Raw genomic sequence first — 16,515 nt, 5'->3', positions numbered from 1 at the left:
ATGATTCGCTTTGAAGAGGTCAGTAAGGCATATCTCGGCGGGCGTCAGGCGCTGCAGGGCGTAGATTTTCATCTGCGGCCGGGCGAAATGGCGTTCCTGACCGGCCATTCCGGCGCCGGTAAGAGTACCCTGCTGAAGCTGATTTGTGGCATTGAGCGTCCGAGCGCGGGCCATATCTGGTTCAGCGGTCACGATATTTCACGACTGCGCCACAGCGAGGTGCCGTTCCTGCGTCGCCAGATCGGCATGATCTTTCAGGATCACCACCTGCTGATGGATCGTTCGGTCTACGACAACGTGGCGATCCCCCTGATCATCTCCGGCGCCAGCGGCGAAGATATTCGTCGCCGCGTGTCGGCGGCGCTGGATAAAGTCGGTCTGCTCGATAAAGCGAAAAGCTTTCCGATTCAGCTCTCCGGCGGCGAACAGCAGCGCGTTGGCATTGCGCGCGCCGTGGTGAACAAGCCCGCCGTGCTGCTGGCGGACGAACCGACCGGCAACCTGGACGACGCGCTGTCGGAAGATATCCTGCGTCTGTTCGAAGAGTTCAACCGCGTGGGCGTCACCGTACTGATGGCGACGCACGACAGCGGGCTGATCGCGCGGCGACGCTATCGCGTCATGACGCTCAATCAGGGACGCCTGCATGGAGGCCACGATGGTCAATAAACGCAACAAGCGCCCCGCTGCGCCAAAAGCGAAAGCGCCCTCTAAAAGCAAAGCGCTGAAGGGCGGCTGGCAGGAACAGTGGCGCTACGCGTGGCGCGGCACCCTGTCGGATATGTATCGCCAGCCGCTGGCGACGCTGCTGACGGTGATGGTGATCGCCATTTCGCTGACGCTGCCCAGCGTCTGCTACATGGTGTGGAAAAACGTCAGCCAGGCCGCGACGCAGTGGTATCCCGCGCCGCAGCTGACGGTTTATCTGTCGAAAACGCTGGACGATACCGCCGCGGAAAATGTGGTGGCGCAGCTCAAGCAGGTCGACGGCGTGGATAACGTCAACTACCTGACGCGAGAAGAGGCGCTGAACGAGTTCCGCAACTGGTCGGGCTTTGGCGGCGCGATGGACATGCTGGAGCAGAACCCGCTGCCGGCGGTGGCGATTATTACGCCGAAGCTTAACTTCCAGAATTCCGACACCATGCAGAACCTGCGCGACAGCGTCGCGAAAGTGCAGGGCGTTGACGAGGTGCGCATGGATGACAGCTGGTTCGCCCGTCTGGCGGCGCTGACCGGACTGGTGGGCCAGGTCGCGTCGATGATCGGTATTCTGATGATTGTCGCGGTGTTCCTGGTGATCGGCAACAGCGTGCGGCTCAGCATCTTCGCGCGGCGCGACACCATTAACGTGCAGAAGCTGATCGGCGCAACCGACGGCTTTATTCTGCGGCCGTTCCTCTACGGCGGGGCGCTGCTCGGCTTAAGCGGCGCGGTGCTGTCGCTGATCCTTTCCGAGGTGCTGGTGCTGCGTCTGCAGTCGGTCGTGGCGCAGGTGGCGCAGGTCTTCGGCACCACTTTTTCGCTGGAAGGTTTCTCGTGGGATGAAGGACTGCTGCTGCTGCTGATCGCCGCGATCATCGGCTGGATCGCCGCCTGGCTGGCGACGGTGCAACATTTACGTCGTTTTACGCCCCAGTAACCGCCTGCAACGTTTTTTTGGTATAATGTTCCTCTGTTGCCGACGATCCGGGCGCAGAGGAACCTCCCTCTCTTCCCGCCTCGTCATCTGTGTGTAAAATATTCACTGCTATAATTGAACTTGTGGATAACTTGGCTACTCTAAGTAGCACAGATTGCTTTCGGATTTTCCCCGGCGTTGACTTAATGTAACGTCTGCTCAAAGGGAAGACGCAGCAACTTAATAACCATTGTGAGGGTTTGAATGACCAAAGAAATGCAAACTTTAGCTATTGCTCCTCTTGGCAACCTGGAATCTTACGTTCGGGCCGCCAACGTCTGGCCGATGCTGTCGGCAGAAGAGGAAAAAGCGCTGGCTGAACGGCTGCATTACCAGGGCGATCTGGATGCGGCTAAGACGCTGATCCTGTCTCACCTGCGCTTTGTAGTTCATATCGCTCGTAATTACTCCGGTTACGGCCTGCCTCAGGCGGACCTGATTCAGGAAGGGAACATCGGCCTGATGAAGGCGGTGCGTCGCTTTAATCCTGAAGTAGGCGTGCGTCTGGTCTCTTTCGCCGTGCACTGGATTAAAGCCGAGATTCACGAATACGTGCTGCGCAACTGGCGTATCGTGAAGGTCGCTACCACGAAAGCGCAGCGCAAGCTGTTCTTTAACCTGCGTAAAACCAAGCAGCGTCTGGGCTGGTTCAATCAGGACGAAGTCGAGATGGTGGCGCGTGAACTGGGCGTAAGCAGCAAAGACGTGCGTGAAATGGAATCGCGTATGGCTGCGCAGGATATGACCTTCGATATGTCCGCCGACGACGAGAGCGGCGAAGGCAAAGCGATGGCGCCGGTGCTCTATCTGCAGGATAAAACCTCAGACTTCGCCGACGGCATCGAAGAGGATAACTGGGAATCGCACGCGGCGGACAAGCTGAGCGATGCGATGCAGGGCCTCGACGAGCGCAGCCAGCACATTATCCGCGCCCGCTGGCTGGACGAAGATAATAAAACCACGCTGCAGGAACTGGCGGATCGCTACGGCGTGTCGGCCGAACGCGTGCGGCAGCTGGAAAAGAACGCCATGAAAAAACTTCGCATGGCGATCGAAGCATAACGGAACCGCAAAAACGGGCGACGCGAGTCGCCCTTTTTTTTGCCCGCTATTTAACCCAGCCATCCGCCTGCGCGCGAAAACCGCACGCCTGCATAAACGCCGCGCGCTCGCCCTGATTCGCGCTGCCGTCGTCCGCCACCCACCAGCTTGAGACCGAACCGTTCTGCGCGATGGTCTCTTCCACCAGATAACGCCCTACGCCGCGACGTCGCGTCACCTCGCGCACTTCCAGCTGCGAAATGTCTCCCTGCGTCCCCGCAATCGTCAGCTTTAACGCTCCCAGCAGCCGCGCATTGAAACGCGCGGCGTAAAGGCGGACGTTTTCGTTCAGGCTGGCTTCCAGCGCAGCGATATCCTCATCCGGCCAGATTTTCGCAAGGTCAATGCGGTCCTGCGCACTCAGCGTGGTCAGGCGCAGAATAGTGAGTTTCATAACAAACACCTGTACTAGTCGAAAGGGCATAGTGTAGCGAATTTAGACAGTCAGAGCGCCGTCACTTTTTTAAGTTGAAAACAGGTCAAAAGATGGTCTGGATGCCAGGATAGAGGAGATAAAGAACAATAAGCGGCGTAAAAGCCAGCATAACGCGCTAGAGAAATGGCGTAAAAGCCTGCATAACAACCAGATGATTATGCTGTTTCAGCCGGCTATTTCCCAATGTGTCAGTTGATTTACAGAAGAAACTTCCTGTTTAATAACCTGAAAAATAAAGCCTTATTACCAAAAAATATCGGAAAAGCACGCTAAATCGTTCATAAACATCATTTTTCGGCTTTATCCGGTAGCAACAGCAAACCACAAATCACAGACACAACAAGATGGGGAAGTCCGCATGAAAATGAGTAAAGGCCGCGCATTACTGGCGGGTTGCGTTGCGCTGGCGATGAGCCACGCCGCCCTGGCTGCCGACATCAAAATCGCCATCGTCGGCGCCGTAACCGGCCCGGTCGCGCAGTATGGCGATATGCAGTTCACCGGCGCCGCGCAGGCGATTAAGGATATCAACGCCAAAGGCGGCGTAAACGGCAACAAGCTGGTGGGCGTAGAGTATGACGACGCCTGCGACCCGAAACAGGCCGTGGCGGTGGCGAACAAGGTCGTCAACGACGGCATCAAGTACGTTATCGGCCATCTTTGCTCCTCTTCTACTCAGCCTGCGTCCGACATCTATAACGACGAAGGCGTGCTGATGATTACCCCGGCGGCCACCGCGCCGGAGCTGACCGCACGCGGTTACGAAACCATTATGCGCACCACCGGCCTGGACTCCGACCAAGGCCCGACCGCCGCAAGCTATATCCTCGATCAGATCAAGCCTAAACGTATCGCCGTGGTGCATGACAAGCAGCAGTACGGCCAGGGCCTGGCGGAGTCGGTGCAGAAAACCCTGAAGGCCAAAGGCGGCAACGTGGTGCTGTTTGAAGGCATCACCGCAGGCGATAAAGATTTCTCTACGCTGATTGCGCGCCTGAAGAAAGAGAACGTCGACTTCGTTTACTACGGCGGCTACTACCCGGAAATGGGTCAGATCCTGCGCCAGGCGAAAGCGGCTGGCCTGAACGCCGGCTTTATGGGGCCGGAAGGGGTGGGCAACGCCTCGCTCTCCAATATCGCGGGCGACGCCTCGGAAGGCATCTATGTGACGCTGCCGAAGCGCTACGACCAGCTGCCGGAGAACAAGGCGATCGTCGACGCCATCAAGACCAACAGCGCGCAGAACCGCAAAGATCCGACCGGTCCGTTCGTCTGGACCACCTATGCGGCGATCCAGTCGCTGGCGGCCGGCATCGAGCGCAGCAAGAGCGACGAGCCGGAAGAGATTGCGAAAAACCTGAAGGGCGGCGAGCCGGTTCCGACAGTGATGGGCAACCTGAGCTGGGATCAGAAAGGCGATCTGAAAGGCTTCGAGTTCGGCGTATTTAAATGGCACAAAGACGGTTCTTCAACCGCAGTTAAGTAATGGTTCCATCGGCAGACCAATCCCTTGCCGCGTCGGCAGGGGATTTTCCCGTTCTCATGCAGGTCTTCACTATGTCCGAGCAGTTTCTTTATTTCACACAGCAGATGCTTAACGGGGTCACCCTCGGCAGCACCTACGCGCTGATCGCCATCGGTTACACCATGGTTTACGGCATCATCGGCATGATCAACTTCGCCCACGGCGAGGTCTATATGATCGGCAGCTATGTCTCCTTTATTGTGATCGCCGCCCTGATGATGATGGGCATCGACACCGGCTGGCTGATGATCGCCGCCGGCTTCGTGATGGCGATCCTGATCTCCAGCGCCTACGGCTGGAGCATCGAACGCGTCGCCTATAAGCCGGTGCGATCGTCGAAGCGCCTGATCGCGCTGATCTCCGCCATCGGCATGTCGATCTTCCTGCAAAACTACGTTAGCCTGACGCAGGGCTCGCGCGACCTCGCGCTGCCGAGCCTGATTACCGGCCAGTGGACGCTGGGCCAGAGCAACGGCTTCGCCGCCACCGTCTCTACCATGCAGATCGTGATCTGGCTGGTGACCTTCCTGGCGATGCTGGCGCTGACGCTGTTTATCCGCTATTCGCGCATGGGCCGCGCCTGCCGCGCCTGCGCCGAAGACCTGAAAATGGCGAGCCTGCTCGGCATCAATACCGACCGCGTCATTTCGCTGACCTTCGTGATCGGCGCGGCGATGGCGGCGGTGGCGGGCGTGCTGCTCGGCCAGTTCTACGGCTCGATTAACCCCTTTATCGGCTTTATGGCCGGCATGAAGGCCTTTACCGCCGCGGTACTGGGCGGCATCGGCAGCATTCCGGGCGCGATGATTGGCGGCCTGGTGCTCGGCATCGCCGAAGCGCTGACCTCGGCCTATCTCAGCACCGAATATAAAGACGTGGTCTCTTTTGCGCTGCTGATCGTGGTGCTGCTGGTGATGCCGACTGGCATCCTGGGCCGTCCGGAGGTCGAGAAAGTATGAAATCCTCCTTTATCAATGCGCTGCTCTCCTCTGTAATGCTGCTGGTGCTGGCCAGCTTCTTTATGGGCATGCGCCTCGGCCTTGACGGCACCCGTCTGGTGGTGCAGAGCGCCGGCGAGGTGCGCTGGAACTGGATTTTCGTCGGCTGCGGCGTGGTCTTTCTCTTTCAGCTGTTGCGTCCGTTCTGGCAGCGCGGCCTGAAAAAGATTTCTGGTCCGGCGCTGGTGCTGCCCGGCATCGACGGCTCTACGCCTAAGCAGAAGCTGTTTATGCTGGCGCTGATCGTCGTGGCGGTGGCCTGGCCCTTTTTCGTCTCGCGCGGCGCGGTGGATATCGCGACGCTGACGCTGATCTACGTGATGCTCGGTCTCGGACTCAACGTGGTGGTCGGCCTCTCGGGTCTGCTGGTGCTCGGCTACGGCGGCTTCTACGCTATCGGCGCCTACACCTTCGCGCTGCTGAATCACTACTTCGGCCTCGGCTTCTGGGAGTGTCTGCCGCTGGCGGGCATCGTCTCGGCGCTCTTCGGGCTGCTGCTCGGCTTTCCGGTGCTGCGTCTGCGCGGCGACTATCTGGCGATCGTCACGCTCGGCTTCGGCGAGATCGTGCGCATTCTGCTGCTGAATAACACCGCGCTGACCGGCGGTCCCAACGGCATCGCGCAGATCCCTAAGCCGTCGCTGTTCGGCCTGGAGTTCGGCCGCAAAGTCTCTGAAGGCGGCTGGAGCACCTTCCACGAGTTCTTCGGCCTGAAATATGACCCCAGCGACCGCGTGATTTTCCTCTATCTGGTGGCGCTGCTGCTGGTGGCGCTGACGCTGTTCGTGATTAACCGCCTGCTGCGTATGCCGCTGGGCCGCGCGTGGGAAGCGCTGCGCGAAGATGAGATCGCCTGTCGCTCGCTCGGCCTCAGCCCGACGCGCATCAAGCTGACCGCCTTTACCATCAGCGCCGCTTTCGCCGGCTTCGCCGGCACGCTGTTCGCCGCGCGCCAGGGCTTCGTCAGCCCAGAGTCCTTTACCTTCGTCGAATCCGCTTTCGTGCTGGCGATCGTGGTACTGGGCGGCATGGGCTCGCAGTTCGCCGTAATTCTCGCCGCTATCCTGCTGGTGGTGTCGCGCGAGCTGATGCGTGACCTGAACGAATACAGCATGCTGGTGCTGGGCGGCCTGATGGTGCTGATGATGATCTGGCGTCCGCAGGGGCTGCTGCCGATGAAGCGTCCGCACCTGAAACTGAAGCAGAAACAAGGAGAGCAGGCATGAGTCAGCCCTTATTAGCCGTTGAAGGCCTGATGATGCGCTTCGGCGGCCTGCTGGCGGTCAATAACGTGGCGCTGGAGCTGCGCGCGCAGGAGATCGTCTCGCTGATCGGTCCCAACGGCGCGGGAAAGACCACCGTATTTAACTGCCTGACCGGCTTCTACAAGCCGACCGGCGGCACCATTAAGCTGCGCGAGCAACATCTGGAAGGGCTGCCCGGCCAGCAGATCGCCCGCATGGGCGTGGTGCGCACCTTTCAGCACGTGCGCCTGTTCCGTGAGATGACGGTAATCGAGAACTTGCTGGTGGCGCAGCATCAGCATCTGAAAAGCGGCCTCTTTTCGGGCCTGTTCAAAACGCCCGCCTTTCGTCGCGGCGAGAGCGAGGCGCTGGATCGCGCCGCCACCTGGCTGGAGCGCATCGGGCTGCTCGATCTCGCCAACCGCCAGGCGGGCAATCTGGCCTATGGCCAGCAGCGCCGTCTGGAGATCGCGCGTTGCATGGTGACGCGGCCGGAGATCCTGATGCTGGACGAACCGGCGGCCGGACTCAACCCGAAAGAGACGCACGAGCTGGATGAGCTTATCGCCGAACTGCGCGGTGAGCACAAGGTCTCCGTGCTGCTGATTGAACACGATATGAAGCTGGTGATGGGCATTTCCGACCGTATCTATGTGGTGAACCAGGGTACGCCGCTGGCCAACGGCACGCCGGAAGAGGTGCGTAATAATCCGGATGTGATCCGAGCCTATTTAGGAGAGGCGTAACATGGCAAACCCGATGTTATCCGTTAACAACGTCAGCGCGCACTACGGCAAGATCCAGGCGCTGCACAACGTCAGCCTGCATATCAGTCAGGGCGAAATCGTCACGCTGATCGGCGCCAACGGCGCGGGGAAAACCACGCTGCTCGGCACGCTGTGCGGCGAGCCGCGCGCCACCCAGGGCAGCATTACCTTCGATGGCAAAACCATTACCGACTGGCAAACCGCGCGTATCATGCGCGAGGCGATCGCTATCGTGCCGGAAGGGCGCCGGGTATTTTCGCGCATGACGGTAGAGGAGAACCTGGCGATGGGCGGCTTTTTCGCCAGCCGTCAGGAGTATCAGACGCGCATCGCGCGCGTCTATGAGCTCTTTCCGCGTCTGGCGGAGCGTAAAATCCAGCGCGCGGGCACCATGTCCGGCGGCGAGCAGCAGATGCTGGCGATCGGCCGCGCGCTGATGAGCCAGCCGCGTCTGCTGCTGCTGGACGAACCCTCCCTGGGACTGGCGCCGATCATTATCCAGCAGATCTTCGACACCATCGAGCAGCTGCGTAAAGAGGGAATGACCATCTTCCTGGTGGAGCAGAACGCCAACCAGGCGCTGAAGCTGGCGGATCGCGGCTATGTGCTGGAGAACGGGCACGTGGTGCTGGAAGATACAGGCGAAGCTTTACTCTCCAACGAAGCCGTCCGCAGCGCTTACTTAGGCGCCTAGGCCTGGCTTACTTGCCATTTCGGCAGCGGGCAGTGCTCGCATTCCTCACGTACTTTAGTACGCTCCGGATGCTGCGCGCTGGCCGTTGCCGAACTGGCTGCGCCGCCGACGGCCTTTGGCATTGGATAATGTCTGGCTATGACACCGACGGCCCCTGGCTGTTGTGCGATAAAATATTTTAGGTTGCCCTTCATCTGGCCGTCATGCGGCTGTCATCTCGCTGTTATTAATCCGTCATTTTCCCGTGTCATGTTACTTCGCGAACAAAAAATGCGTGATATCGCGCGTACCTACCTGCACAGGAAAATTCTATGTCCGTGTTGAAGACACAAAGTAGACTGATGAGTGTGGTTCTGGGCCTGGCCATCAGCGGCAACGCGCTGGCCGCCACTGAAATTCCTTTCTGGCACTCAATGGAGGGCGAGTTAGGCAAAGAGGTCGACTCTCTGGCGCAACGTTTCAACCAGGCGCATCCCGACTATAAAATCGTGCCGACCTACAAAGGTAACTACGAACAGAGCCTCGCGGCAGGCATCGCAGCGGTGCGCACCGGCAAAGCGCCGGCCATTTTGCAGGTGTATGAAGTCGGCACTGCCACCATGATGGCTTCGAAGGCGATCGTGCCGGTGCATCAGGTCTTCCAGGACGCAGGCATTCCCTTCGATGAAAAACAGTTCGTGCCGACCGTGGCGGGCTACTACAGCGACGCCAGCGGCCATCTGATTTCTCAGCCGTTCAACAGCTCCACGCCGGTGCTTTACTACAACAAAGACGCCTTTAAAAAAGCGGGCCTGAACCCCGATCAGCCGCCGAAAACCTGGCAGGAGCTGGCGAAAGACGCCGACGCGCTGCGTAAAGCGGGCCTGAGCTGCGGCTACGCCAGCGGCTGGCAGGGCTGGATCCAGATCGAAAACTTCAGCGCCTGGCACGCCTTGCCGGTCGCTACCAAAAACAACGGCTTCGACGGTACCGACGCGGTGCTGGAGTTCAACCAGCCGGTGCAGGTGCGCCATATCCAGATGCTGGAGGAGATGAACAAGAAAGGCGACTTCACCTACTTCGGCCGTAAAGACGAATCCACCGCCAAGTTCTATAACGGCGACTGCGGCATCACCACTGCCTCTTCGGGCTCGCTGGCCGACATCAAACACTACGCCAAATTCAACTTCGGCGTCGGCATGATGCCGTATGACGAGACCGTGCCGAACGCGCCGCAGAACGCCATTATCGGCGGCGCCAGCCTGTGGGTGATGAAAGGCAAAGACGCCAACACCTACAAGGGCGCCGCGGAGTTTATGCAGTTCCTGGCGCAGCCGGAAATCGCCGCCGAGTGGCATCAGAAAACCGGCTACCTGCCGATCACCACCGCTGCCTACGAGCTGACCAAAAAGCAGGGCTTCTACGACAAGAACCCCGGCGCGGATATCGCGACGCGTCAGATGCTGAATAAAGATCCGCTGCCGTTCACCAAAGGCATGCGTCTGGGCAATATGCCGCAGATCCGCACCATCGTCGACGAAGAGCTGGAAGGCGTCTGGACCGGCAAACAGTCGCCGCAGGCCGCGCTGGATAGCGCGGTGAAACGCGGCAACGAACTGCTGCGCCGCTTTGAACAGCAGGTGAAATAACCTGTGACGTTAAAAGGGTCGGCGCGTGCCGGCCCTGTTCTCTTTCTCAGACAGAGTACGCTATGTCTTCATCTCGTCCGGTGTTTCGCACCAGCCTGCTGCCCTATTTGCTGGTGCTGCCGCAGCTGCTGATTACCGCCATCTTTTTCCTCTGGCCTGCGGGCGAAGCCCTGTGGTATTCGCTGCAAAACCTTGATCCGTTCGGCATCTCCAGCACCTTTGTCGGCCTGGACAATTTCAGGCGCCTGTTTCAGGACAGCTACTATCTCGAGGCTTTCTGGACCACCATCGTGTTCAGCACGCTGGTCACGGTGTGCGGCATGGTGCTGTCGCTGCTGCTGGCGGCGCTGGTGGATTACGTTATCCGGCTGCGCAAGCTCTATCAGACGCTGCTGCTGCTGCCCTACGCGGTGGCGCCGGTGGTTGCGGCGGTGATGTGGATGTTTCTGTTCAATCCCGGCCTCGGCCTGATTAGCCACTTTCTCAACCAGCTTGGCTATAGCTGGAACTATGCCCAGAACAGCGGCCAGGCGATGTTCCTGATTGTCGTCGCCTCGATCTGGCAGCAGATGAGTTACAACTTTCTCTTCTTTTTCGCCGCGCTGCAGTCGATCCCGAAATCGCTGGTGGAAGCCGCGGCGATCGACGGCGCCGGGCCGGTGCGCCGCTTCTTCAATCTGTCGCTGCCGCTGATTACGCCGGTGAGCTTCTTTCTGCTGGTGGTGAACCTGATCTACGCCTTCTTCGACACCTTCCCGGTGATCGACGCCGCGACCGGCGGCGGGCCAGTGCAGGCTACCACCACGCTGATCTACAAAATCTATCGCGAAGGCTTTACCGGGCTGGATCTCTCTTCTTCGGCGGCGCAGTCGGTAGTGCTGATGCTGCTGGTGATCGGCCTGACCGTTATTCAGTTCCGCTTCGTTGAGCGTAAGGTGCAGTACCAATGATTGAAAACCGTCGCGGGCTGGATATCTTCAGCCACACGCTGCTGGTGCTGGGCGTGCTCACTATTCTCTTTCCGCTCTATGTCGCCTTCGTCGCCGCCACGCTGGATAACGAGGCAGTCTATCAGGTGCCGATGACTCTGATCCCCGGCACCCACCTGTGGGAGAACATTTCGCGCATCTGGACCCAGGGGGTTAACGGCAGCGGTCCGGCGTTCAGCCTGATGCTGCTGAACAGCCTGATTATGGCGTTCGGCATTACCGTCGGCAAAATCACGGTGTCGATGCTCTCCGCCTTTGCGCTGGTCTGGTTTCGCTTTCCGCTGCGCACGCTCTTTTTCTGGCTGATCTTCATTACGCTGATGCTGCCGGTCGAAGTGCGTATTTTCCCTACCGTGCAGGTAATCGCCGATCTCAATATGCTCGACAGCTACAGCGGCCTGACGCTGCCGCTGATGGCATCGGCCACGGCGACCTTTCTGTTCCGCCAGTTCTTTATGTCGCTGCCGGACGAGCTGATCGAGGCGGCGCGCATCGATGGCGCCAGCGCGCTGCGCTTCTTCTGGGACATCGTGCTGCCGCTGTCGAAAACCAATCTCGCGGCGCTGTTCGTGATCACCTTTATCTACGGCTGGAACCAGTATCTCTGGCCGCTGCTGATCGTCAACGACGCCTCGCTCAGCACCGCAGTGGCGGGGATCAAAAGCATGATCTCCACCAGCGGATCGCCGACGCAGTGGAACGAAGTGATGGCGGCAATGTTATTAACCCTGATCCCACCGGTAGTGGTGGTGCTGGTCATGCAGCGCGCGTTCGTGCGTGGCCTGGTCGAGAGCGAGAAATAAGCATGGCAGGCGTAACCCTTCAGGCGGTAACCAAGTCCTACGACGGCAAGAATCAAATCATTCAGCCGCTGAACGTCACCGTCAACGACGGCGAATTTATGGTGATGGTCGGTCCCTCCGGCTGCGGAAAATCGACGCTGCTGCGCATGGTGGCGGGGCTGGAGCGCGTCACCTCCGGCGACATCTATATCGACGATCGTCGCGTCACCCAGATGGAGCCGAAAGATCGCGGCATCGCTATGGTGTTCCAGAACTACGCGCTCTACCCGCATATGACGGTCGAGGAGAATATGGCCTACGGGCTGAAGATCCGCGGCATGAGCAAAGAACATATCCGCCTGCGCGTGCTGGAGGCGGCACGCAGCCTGGAGCTGGATCAGCTGCTGAGCCGCCGTCCGCGCGAGCTTTCCGGCGGGCAGCGCCAGCGCGTGGCGATGGGCCGCGCTATCGTGCGCGAGCCCTCGGTATTCCTGTTCGACGAGCCGCTCTCCAACCTGGACGCGCGGCTGCGCGTGCAGATGCGGCTGGAGCTGCAGCAGCTGCACCGTCGCCTGCAAACCACCAGCCTTTACGTCACGCACGATCAGGTCGAAGCGATGACGCTGGCGCAGCGCGTGATGGTATTGAACAAGGGCTTTGTCGAGCAGATCGGCACGCCGGTAGAGATTTACGAGCGTCCAGCCAGCCAGTTCGTCGCTTCCTTTATCGGCGCGCCGGCGATGAACCTGATTGACGGCCAGATCGGCAGCGACGGCACGCGCTTCAATATCGACAACTCATACTCTCTGCCGCTCGGCGACATCAAGGCGAAGTGGGCGAATCGCGCCGTGACGCTCGGCATCCGCCCCGAACATGTGCGCATCAGCCCGCGCGATCGCGAGGGCATTCCGCTGCGCGTAGAGACGCTGGAGCTGCTCGGCGCAGACAACCTGGCGCATGGGCGCATCGGCGAGACGCCGCTGGTGGTGCGTCTGCCGCACAGCGAACGCCCGCAGGCGGGCAGCACGCTGTGGCTGCATCTGCCGTCGGATGCGTTACACTATTTCGATTCAACTACCGGAAAGCGTCTGGAATGAGCACATACAGCTGGCCCTATCCTCATATCGTCGCCCATCGCGGCGGCGGCAAACTGGCCCCGGAAAATACCCTGGCGGCGATCGACGTCGGCGCGGAGTGGGGCCATACCATGATCGAGTTCGACGCGAAGCTGTCGCAGGATAAGCAGATTTTTCTGCTGCACGATGACACGCTGGATCGCACCAGCAACGGCTGGGGCGTAGCGGGCGAGCTGCCGTGGGATAAACTGGCGCAGCTGGATGCGGGCGGCTGGTTCGGCAAGGCGTTCGACGGCGAACCGCTGGCGCTGCTTCCCGACGTGGCGGCACGCTGTCGCCGGTACGGCATGATGGCGAATATCGAAATCAAACCCACTACCGGCAGCGAGGCGGAAACCGGACGCGCCATCGCCCACGCGGCGAAAATGCTGTGGCAGGGCATGACCTCGCCGCTGCTGTCGTCGTTCTCTTATGTGGCGCTGGAGTCGGCGATGCAGGCGGAGCCGGATCTGCCGCGCGGCCTGCTGCTTGATGAATGGGATGAGGCGTGGCAAAGCAAAACCGCCGCGCTGGCGTGCGTCTCGATTCACCTTAACCATAAACTGCTCGACGCCGACCGCGTCGCGGCGCTGAAGGCCGCCGGCCTGCATATTCTGGTCTACACGGTGAACGACCCGGATCGGGCGCGTGCCCTGCTGAAATGGGGCGTCGACGCCATCTGCACCGATCGCATCGACATTATCGGCCCCGACTTCCGTTAATTACGGTTCTGCTGCTGTCCCGGCTGCGTGTTGATGACGCGCTGCTGGGCGCTGCTGCGCTGTTCCTGCATTTTGCGCTGTATCTGCTGCGTCTGCTGCTGCTGATCCTGCTGCAGTTTGCTCTGCTGCTGCTGCTGCTGAATTTGCATCTGCGTCTGCATACGCTGCTGGCTTGGATTGTAGCCCGGCTGATTAGGTTGATTCGTGTTGTTCAGCATATTAGCCATACCGCTTAGCGGCAGCAGTGCGGCAAAAACGATTAACCATTTTTTCATGTGACTTCCTCCGTCAACGCGGCCTCACCGGCGTGTGATGCGCCGTGGCCGCAGCTATAAGTTTAGCAACCTCACAAACTTCTCCCCCAGGAACGCACCGAATTTGACTTAGATGTTATTTTTTTGCTGTATTTGTAAACAATTGCCTGCGTGATAACAAATGTAAACAACTGAAAAGGGTAGAGGGATGATGATGCGAGGAAATATACGCCAGCTTGGCTGGGCTGTGATGATGAGTTTAACGGTGGTCAGCGTGGCTGATGCCGCCGCGCCTGCCAGCGCGCCGCCCGTCTCTTATGGCGTTGAGGATGACACCTTTCATCCCGTCAGGGCGCAGAACGGCATGGTCGCTTCGGTCGATGCGCTGGCGACGCAGGTTGGCGTGGATATTCTGCGGCAGGGCGGCAACGCGGTGGACGCCGCCGTCGCCGTCGGCTTCGCGCTGGCGGTGACGCATCCGCAGGCGGGCAACCTGGGCGGCGGCGGCTTTATGCTGCTGCGCACCGCGTCCGGTCGCGCCACCTCTATCGACTTCCGCGAAATGGCGCCGGGCCGCGCCTCGCGCGATATGTTCCTCGACAAGCAGGGCAACGCCGACAGCAAACTATCGCTAACCTCACATCTCGCCTCGGGCACGCCCGGCAGCGTGGCGGGCTTTGCGCTGGCGGCGCAAAAATATGGCACGCTGCCGCTCAGCACGCTGCTGGCGCCGGCGATTAAACTGGCGCGCGAAGGCTACGTGGTCAACGACGCGCTGGCGGACGATCTGAAAACCTACGGCAAGGAAGTGCTGCTGGCGCATCCCAACAGCAAGGCGATTTTCTTTAAGCCTGACGGCACGCCGTGGCAGAAGGGCGATCGTCTGGTGCAGAAGAATCTCGCCCATAGCCTGCAGCTCATTGCGCAGCAGGGGCCGGACGCCTTCTATAAGGGCGAAATCGCCGATGAGATCGCCAGCGAGATGGCGCAGCACGGCGGTCTGATCGGCAAAGCGGATCTGGCGGCCTACCGCGCCGTCGAGCGTAAGCCGATCAGCGGCACCTATCGCGGCTATGAGGTCTTCTCTATGCCGCCGCCCTCATCCGGCGGGATCCATATCGTGCAGATCCTGAATATCCTGGAAAACTTCGATCTGGCGAAAATGGGCTTCGGCAGCGCCGACGCGATGCAGGTGGTCGCCGAAGCGGAGAAATACGCCTATGCCGACCGCTCGGAGTATCTTGGCGATCCCGATTTTGTCAAAGTGCCGTGGCAGGCGCTCACCAGCAAAGCCTATGCGAAGTCGATCGCGCAGCAGATTGACGTGGCGAAAGCGCGTCCGTCGAGCGAGATTAAGCCCGGCAAGCTGGAACCCTATGAGAGCAACCAGACCACGCACTTTTCGGTCGTAGACAAACAGGGCACGGCGGTCGCGGTAACCTATACCCTGAACACCAATTTCGGTAGCGGCATCGTCGCGGGCAACAGCGGCATCCTGTTGAACAACGAGATGGACGACTTCTCCGCCAAGCCGGGCACGCCGAACGTCTACGGTCTGGTCGGTGGCGAAGCGAATGCGGTACAGCCCGCCAAGCGCCCGCTCTCGTCCATGTCGCCGACCATTGTGGCGAAAGGGGGCAAAACCTGGCTGGTGACCGGCAGTCCGGGCGGTAGCCGCATTATCACCACCGTGCTGCAAATGGTGGTGAACAGCGTCGATTTCGGGATGAACGTTGCAGAGGCGACCAATGCGCCGCGCTTCCATCATCAGTGGCTGCCGGATCAGCTGCGCGTCGAGAAGGGGTTCAGCCCGGACACGCTGCGTTTGCTGGAGAATAAAGGGCAGCATGTGAAGGTGCTGCCAGCGATGGGCAGCACGCAGAGCATTATGATTGGGCCGGACGGCACGCTTTACGGCGCATCGGACCCGCGTACGCCAGGGGATCTGAGCGCGGGATATTAAAATTTCGGGGCCAGTCTGGCCCCGTTTGCTATTTCAGCCGCGCCATATAGTGCGTATCGATCATCTCGCCATGCCGCATAGCAAAAGCCTTCGCCGTGCCTTCAACTTCAAAGCCAAAATGGCGGTAGAGTGCAATGGCGGCGGGATTGTCGGCGAATACCGTTAGCTCCATGCGCGTGACCTGCAGCCAGTTGTCGCAAAGATCGACCGCCGCGCCGAGCAGCGCTTTGCCAACGCCGCGCTTGCGATACGCTTCATCGACGCCCATGCCCAGCGTGGCGCAGTGGCGACGGCGCGCAGGTGCGAGAATCTCCAGCGTCAGCTGCCCGACCACTTTTTCTTCAATGCAGGCAACCAGCGAATGTCCCGTCGGAGAGAGGTTGCTTAGCCGCTGCTGCCATTTTTGCAGCGAAGGCAGCGGTAGCTGCAGCGTATTCGCCATAGTGTCCGGCTGGCTGTAGATATGCATTAAGGCGGCGGCATCTTCAGGCGTCACGTGTCGCACCATAATCTCGCTCATCATCCTTCTCCTTGCGTTGACGGGGAAAACCCTTTCAAACATCAAGGAAATCTTATTAATAATCAACAGAAAAGATCATAAAAGGCTTTACAGACG

Annotated in this window: 17 protein-coding genes; 14 read left to right on the top strand and 3 right to left on the bottom strand. The window is 59.8% G+C overall.

Translation table 11 applies throughout. From position 1 onward, the window contains the following. The 3 genes from ftsE to rpoH all read left to right on the top strand — a co-directional run bounded on the left by ftsE (nt 1) and on the right by rpoH (nt 2,743). On the top strand, nt 1–669 hold the full coding sequence (gene ftsE / locus JS46_RS16655; RefSeq protein ID WP_033753218.1) for a cell division ATP-binding protein FtsE: 669 nt from the start codon (nt 1–3) through the stop codon (nt 667–669). Beyond that, nucleotides 659–1,642, top strand: coding sequence for a permease-like cell division protein FtsX (ftsX, locus tag JS46_RS16650; protein ID WP_033753217.1), 984 nt, complete (start codon nt 659–661; stop codon nt 1,640–1,642). Before ftsE ends, ftsX begins: the two co-directional genes overlap by 11 nt. Before the next feature lie 243 nt (nt 1,643–1,885). Continuing rightward, nucleotides 1,886–2,743: an RNA polymerase sigma factor RpoH gene (gene rpoH, locus JS46_RS16645; RefSeq protein ID WP_033753215.1), complete on the top strand. Its 858-nt coding sequence runs from the start codon at nt 1,886–1,888 to the stop codon at nt 2,741–2,743. 46 nt (nt 2,744–2,789) lie between these two features. On the opposite strand, the gene panM is transcribed toward rpoH, so the two are convergent. Continuing rightward, a complete protein-coding gene (panM, locus tag JS46_RS16640; RefSeq protein WP_033753214.1) occupies nt 2,790–3,176 on the bottom strand; it encodes an aspartate 1-decarboxylase autocleavage activator PanM in 387 nt (128 codons plus the stop codon). Nucleotides 3,177–3,576: 400 nt separating this feature from the next. Here panM and JS46_RS16635 point away from each other — a divergent pair, with 400 nt between their 5' ends. The 10 genes from JS46_RS16635 (at nt 3,577) to ugpQ (ending at nt 13,682) form a co-directional block, all read left to right on the top strand. Further along, the gene (locus tag JS46_RS16635; protein WP_033753212.1) at nt 3,577–4,704 is read left to right on the top strand and encodes a branched-chain amino acid ABC transporter substrate-binding protein; all 1,128 of its coding nucleotides are present in this window, start codon (nt 3,577–3,579) and stop codon (nt 4,702–4,704) included. Nucleotides 4,705–4,775: 71 nt separating this feature from the next. Beyond that, entirely contained in the window at nt 4,776–5,702 is a 927-nt protein-coding gene (livH, locus tag JS46_RS16630) for a high-affinity branched-chain amino acid ABC transporter permease LivH (RefSeq protein ID WP_033753535.1), read from the top strand. Beyond that, complete coding sequence (locus JS46_RS16625) at nt 5,699–6,967, top strand: high-affinity branched-chain amino acid ABC transporter permease LivM (RefSeq protein WP_033753210.1); 1,269 nt, start codon at nt 5,699–5,701, stop codon at nt 6,965–6,967. The genes livH and JS46_RS16625 overlap by 4 nt, the downstream gene beginning before the upstream one ends. Continuing rightward, nucleotides 6,964–7,731: a high-affinity branched-chain amino acid ABC transporter ATP-binding protein LivG gene (gene livG, locus JS46_RS16620; RefSeq protein WP_033753208.1), complete on the top strand. Its 768-nt coding sequence runs from the start codon at nt 6,964–6,966 to the stop codon at nt 7,729–7,731. Before JS46_RS16625 ends, livG begins: the two co-directional genes overlap by 4 nt. Before the next feature lies 1 nt (nt 7,732). Next, nucleotides 7,733–8,446 (top strand): high-affinity branched-chain amino acid ABC transporter ATP-binding protein LivF, encoded by a 714-nt coding sequence (livF, locus tag JS46_RS16615; RefSeq protein ID WP_033753206.1) that lies wholly within the window; start codon nt 7,733–7,735, stop codon nt 8,444–8,446. Between the two features lie 311 nt (nt 8,447–8,757). Continuing rightward, on the top strand, nt 8,758–10,074 hold the full coding sequence (ugpB, locus tag JS46_RS16610) for a sn-glycerol-3-phosphate ABC transporter substrate-binding protein UgpB (RefSeq protein WP_033753205.1): 1,317 nt from the start codon (nt 8,758–8,760) through the stop codon (nt 10,072–10,074). A gap of 62 nt (nt 10,075–10,136) precedes the next feature. Beyond that, a complete protein-coding gene (gene ugpA / locus JS46_RS16605) occupies nt 10,137–11,024 on the top strand; it encodes a sn-glycerol-3-phosphate ABC transporter permease UgpA (RefSeq protein ID WP_033753203.1) in 888 nt (295 codons plus the stop codon). Then, entirely contained in the window at nt 11,021–11,866 is an 846-nt protein-coding gene (gene ugpE, locus JS46_RS16600; RefSeq protein WP_033753200.1) for a sn-glycerol-3-phosphate ABC transporter permease UgpE, read from the top strand. The genes ugpA and ugpE overlap by 4 nt, the downstream gene beginning before the upstream one ends. A gap of 2 nt (nt 11,867–11,868) precedes the next feature. Continuing rightward, on the top strand, nt 11,869–12,942 hold the full coding sequence (locus JS46_RS16595) for a sn-glycerol-3-phosphate import ATP-binding protein UgpC (RefSeq protein ID WP_033753197.1): 1,074 nt from the start codon (nt 11,869–11,871) through the stop codon (nt 12,940–12,942). Further along, a complete protein-coding gene (gene ugpQ, locus JS46_RS16590) occupies nt 12,939–13,682 on the top strand; it encodes a glycerophosphodiester phosphodiesterase (RefSeq protein ID WP_033753194.1) in 744 nt (247 codons plus the stop codon). Before JS46_RS16595 ends, ugpQ begins: the two co-directional genes overlap by 4 nt. On the opposite strand, the gene JS46_RS16585 is transcribed toward ugpQ, so the two are convergent. Next, nucleotides 13,679–13,957, bottom strand: coding sequence for a DUF2756 domain-containing protein (locus JS46_RS16585; protein ID WP_033753191.1), 279 nt, complete (start codon nt 13,955–13,957; stop codon nt 13,679–13,681). The two genes, ugpQ and JS46_RS16585, sit on opposite strands and share 4 nt — an antisense overlap. A gap of 187 nt (nt 13,958–14,144) precedes the next feature. Here JS46_RS16585 and ggt point away from each other — a divergent pair, with 187 nt between their 5' ends. Beyond that, on the top strand, nt 14,145–15,899 hold the full coding sequence (gene ggt, locus JS46_RS16580) for a gamma-glutamyltransferase (protein ID WP_033753188.1): 1,755 nt from the start codon (nt 14,145–14,147) through the stop codon (nt 15,897–15,899). A 28-nt stretch (nt 15,900–15,927) separates the two neighbouring features. On the opposite strand, the gene JS46_RS16575 is transcribed toward ggt, so the two are convergent. Next, nucleotides 15,928–16,419, bottom strand: coding sequence for a GNAT family N-acetyltransferase (locus JS46_RS16575; RefSeq protein ID WP_033753185.1), 492 nt, complete (start codon nt 16,417–16,419; stop codon nt 15,928–15,930). Nucleotides 16,420–16,515 lie beyond the last annotated feature (96 nt).

Origin of the sequence: Pantoea sp. NGS-ED-1003 (assembly GCF_000738765.1) — a bacterium.
GTDB classification, from domain to species: domain Bacteria; phylum Pseudomonadota; class Gammaproteobacteria; order Enterobacterales; family Enterobacteriaceae; genus Pantoea; species Pantoea septica.
This window is presented reverse-complemented; position numbering and strand designations above follow the sequence as displayed.

Bases quoted from the DNA above. Each gene is read 5' to 3' on its own strand.
- JS46_RS16595 (WP_033753197.1), top strand. From the start codon at position 11,869: ATGGCAGGCGTAACCCTTCAGGCGGTAACCAAGTCCTACGACGGCAAG.
- rpoH (WP_033753215.1), top strand. From the start codon at position 1,886: ATGACCAAAGAAATGCAAACTTTAGCTATTGCTCCTCTTGGCAACCTG.
- ggt (WP_033753188.1), top strand. From the start codon at position 14,145: ATGATGATGCGAGGAAATATACGCCAGCTTGGCTGGGCTGTGATGATG.
- ugpQ (WP_033753194.1), top strand. From the start codon at position 12,939: ATGAGCACATACAGCTGGCCCTATCCTCATATCGTCGCCCATCGCGGC.
- livF (WP_033753206.1), top strand. From the start codon at position 7,733: ATGGCAAACCCGATGTTATCCGTTAACAACGTCAGCGCGCACTACGGC.
- ftsE (WP_033753218.1), top strand. From the start codon at position 1: ATGATTCGCTTTGAAGAGGTCAGTAAGGCATATCTCGGCGGGCGTCAG.
- ftsX (WP_033753217.1), top strand. From the start codon at position 659: ATGGTCAATAAACGCAACAAGCGCCCCGCTGCGCCAAAAGCGAAAGCG.
- ugpA (WP_033753203.1), top strand. From the start codon at position 10,137: ATGTCTTCATCTCGTCCGGTGTTTCGCACCAGCCTGCTGCCCTATTTG.
- JS46_RS16575 (WP_033753185.1), bottom strand. From the start codon at position 16,419: ATGAGCGAGATTATGGTGCGACACGTGACGCCTGAAGATGCCGCCGCC.
- livG (WP_033753208.1), top strand. From the start codon at position 6,964: ATGAGTCAGCCCTTATTAGCCGTTGAAGGCCTGATGATGCGCTTCGGC.
- livH (WP_033753535.1), top strand. From the start codon at position 4,776: ATGTCCGAGCAGTTTCTTTATTTCACACAGCAGATGCTTAACGGGGTC.
- panM (WP_033753214.1), bottom strand. From the start codon at position 3,176: ATGAAACTCACTATTCTGCGCCTGACCACGCTGAGTGCGCAGGACCGC.
- ugpE (WP_033753200.1), top strand. From the start codon at position 11,021: ATGATTGAAAACCGTCGCGGGCTGGATATCTTCAGCCACACGCTGCTG.
- JS46_RS16585 (WP_033753191.1), bottom strand. From the start codon at position 13,957: ATGAAAAAATGGTTAATCGTTTTTGCCGCACTGCTGCCGCTAAGCGGT.
- JS46_RS16635 (WP_033753212.1), top strand. From the start codon at position 3,577: ATGAAAATGAGTAAAGGCCGCGCATTACTGGCGGGTTGCGTTGCGCTG.
- ugpB (WP_033753205.1), top strand. From the start codon at position 8,758: ATGTCCGTGTTGAAGACACAAAGTAGACTGATGAGTGTGGTTCTGGGC.
- JS46_RS16625 (WP_033753210.1), top strand. From the start codon at position 5,699: ATGAAATCCTCCTTTATCAATGCGCTGCTCTCCTCTGTAATGCTGCTG.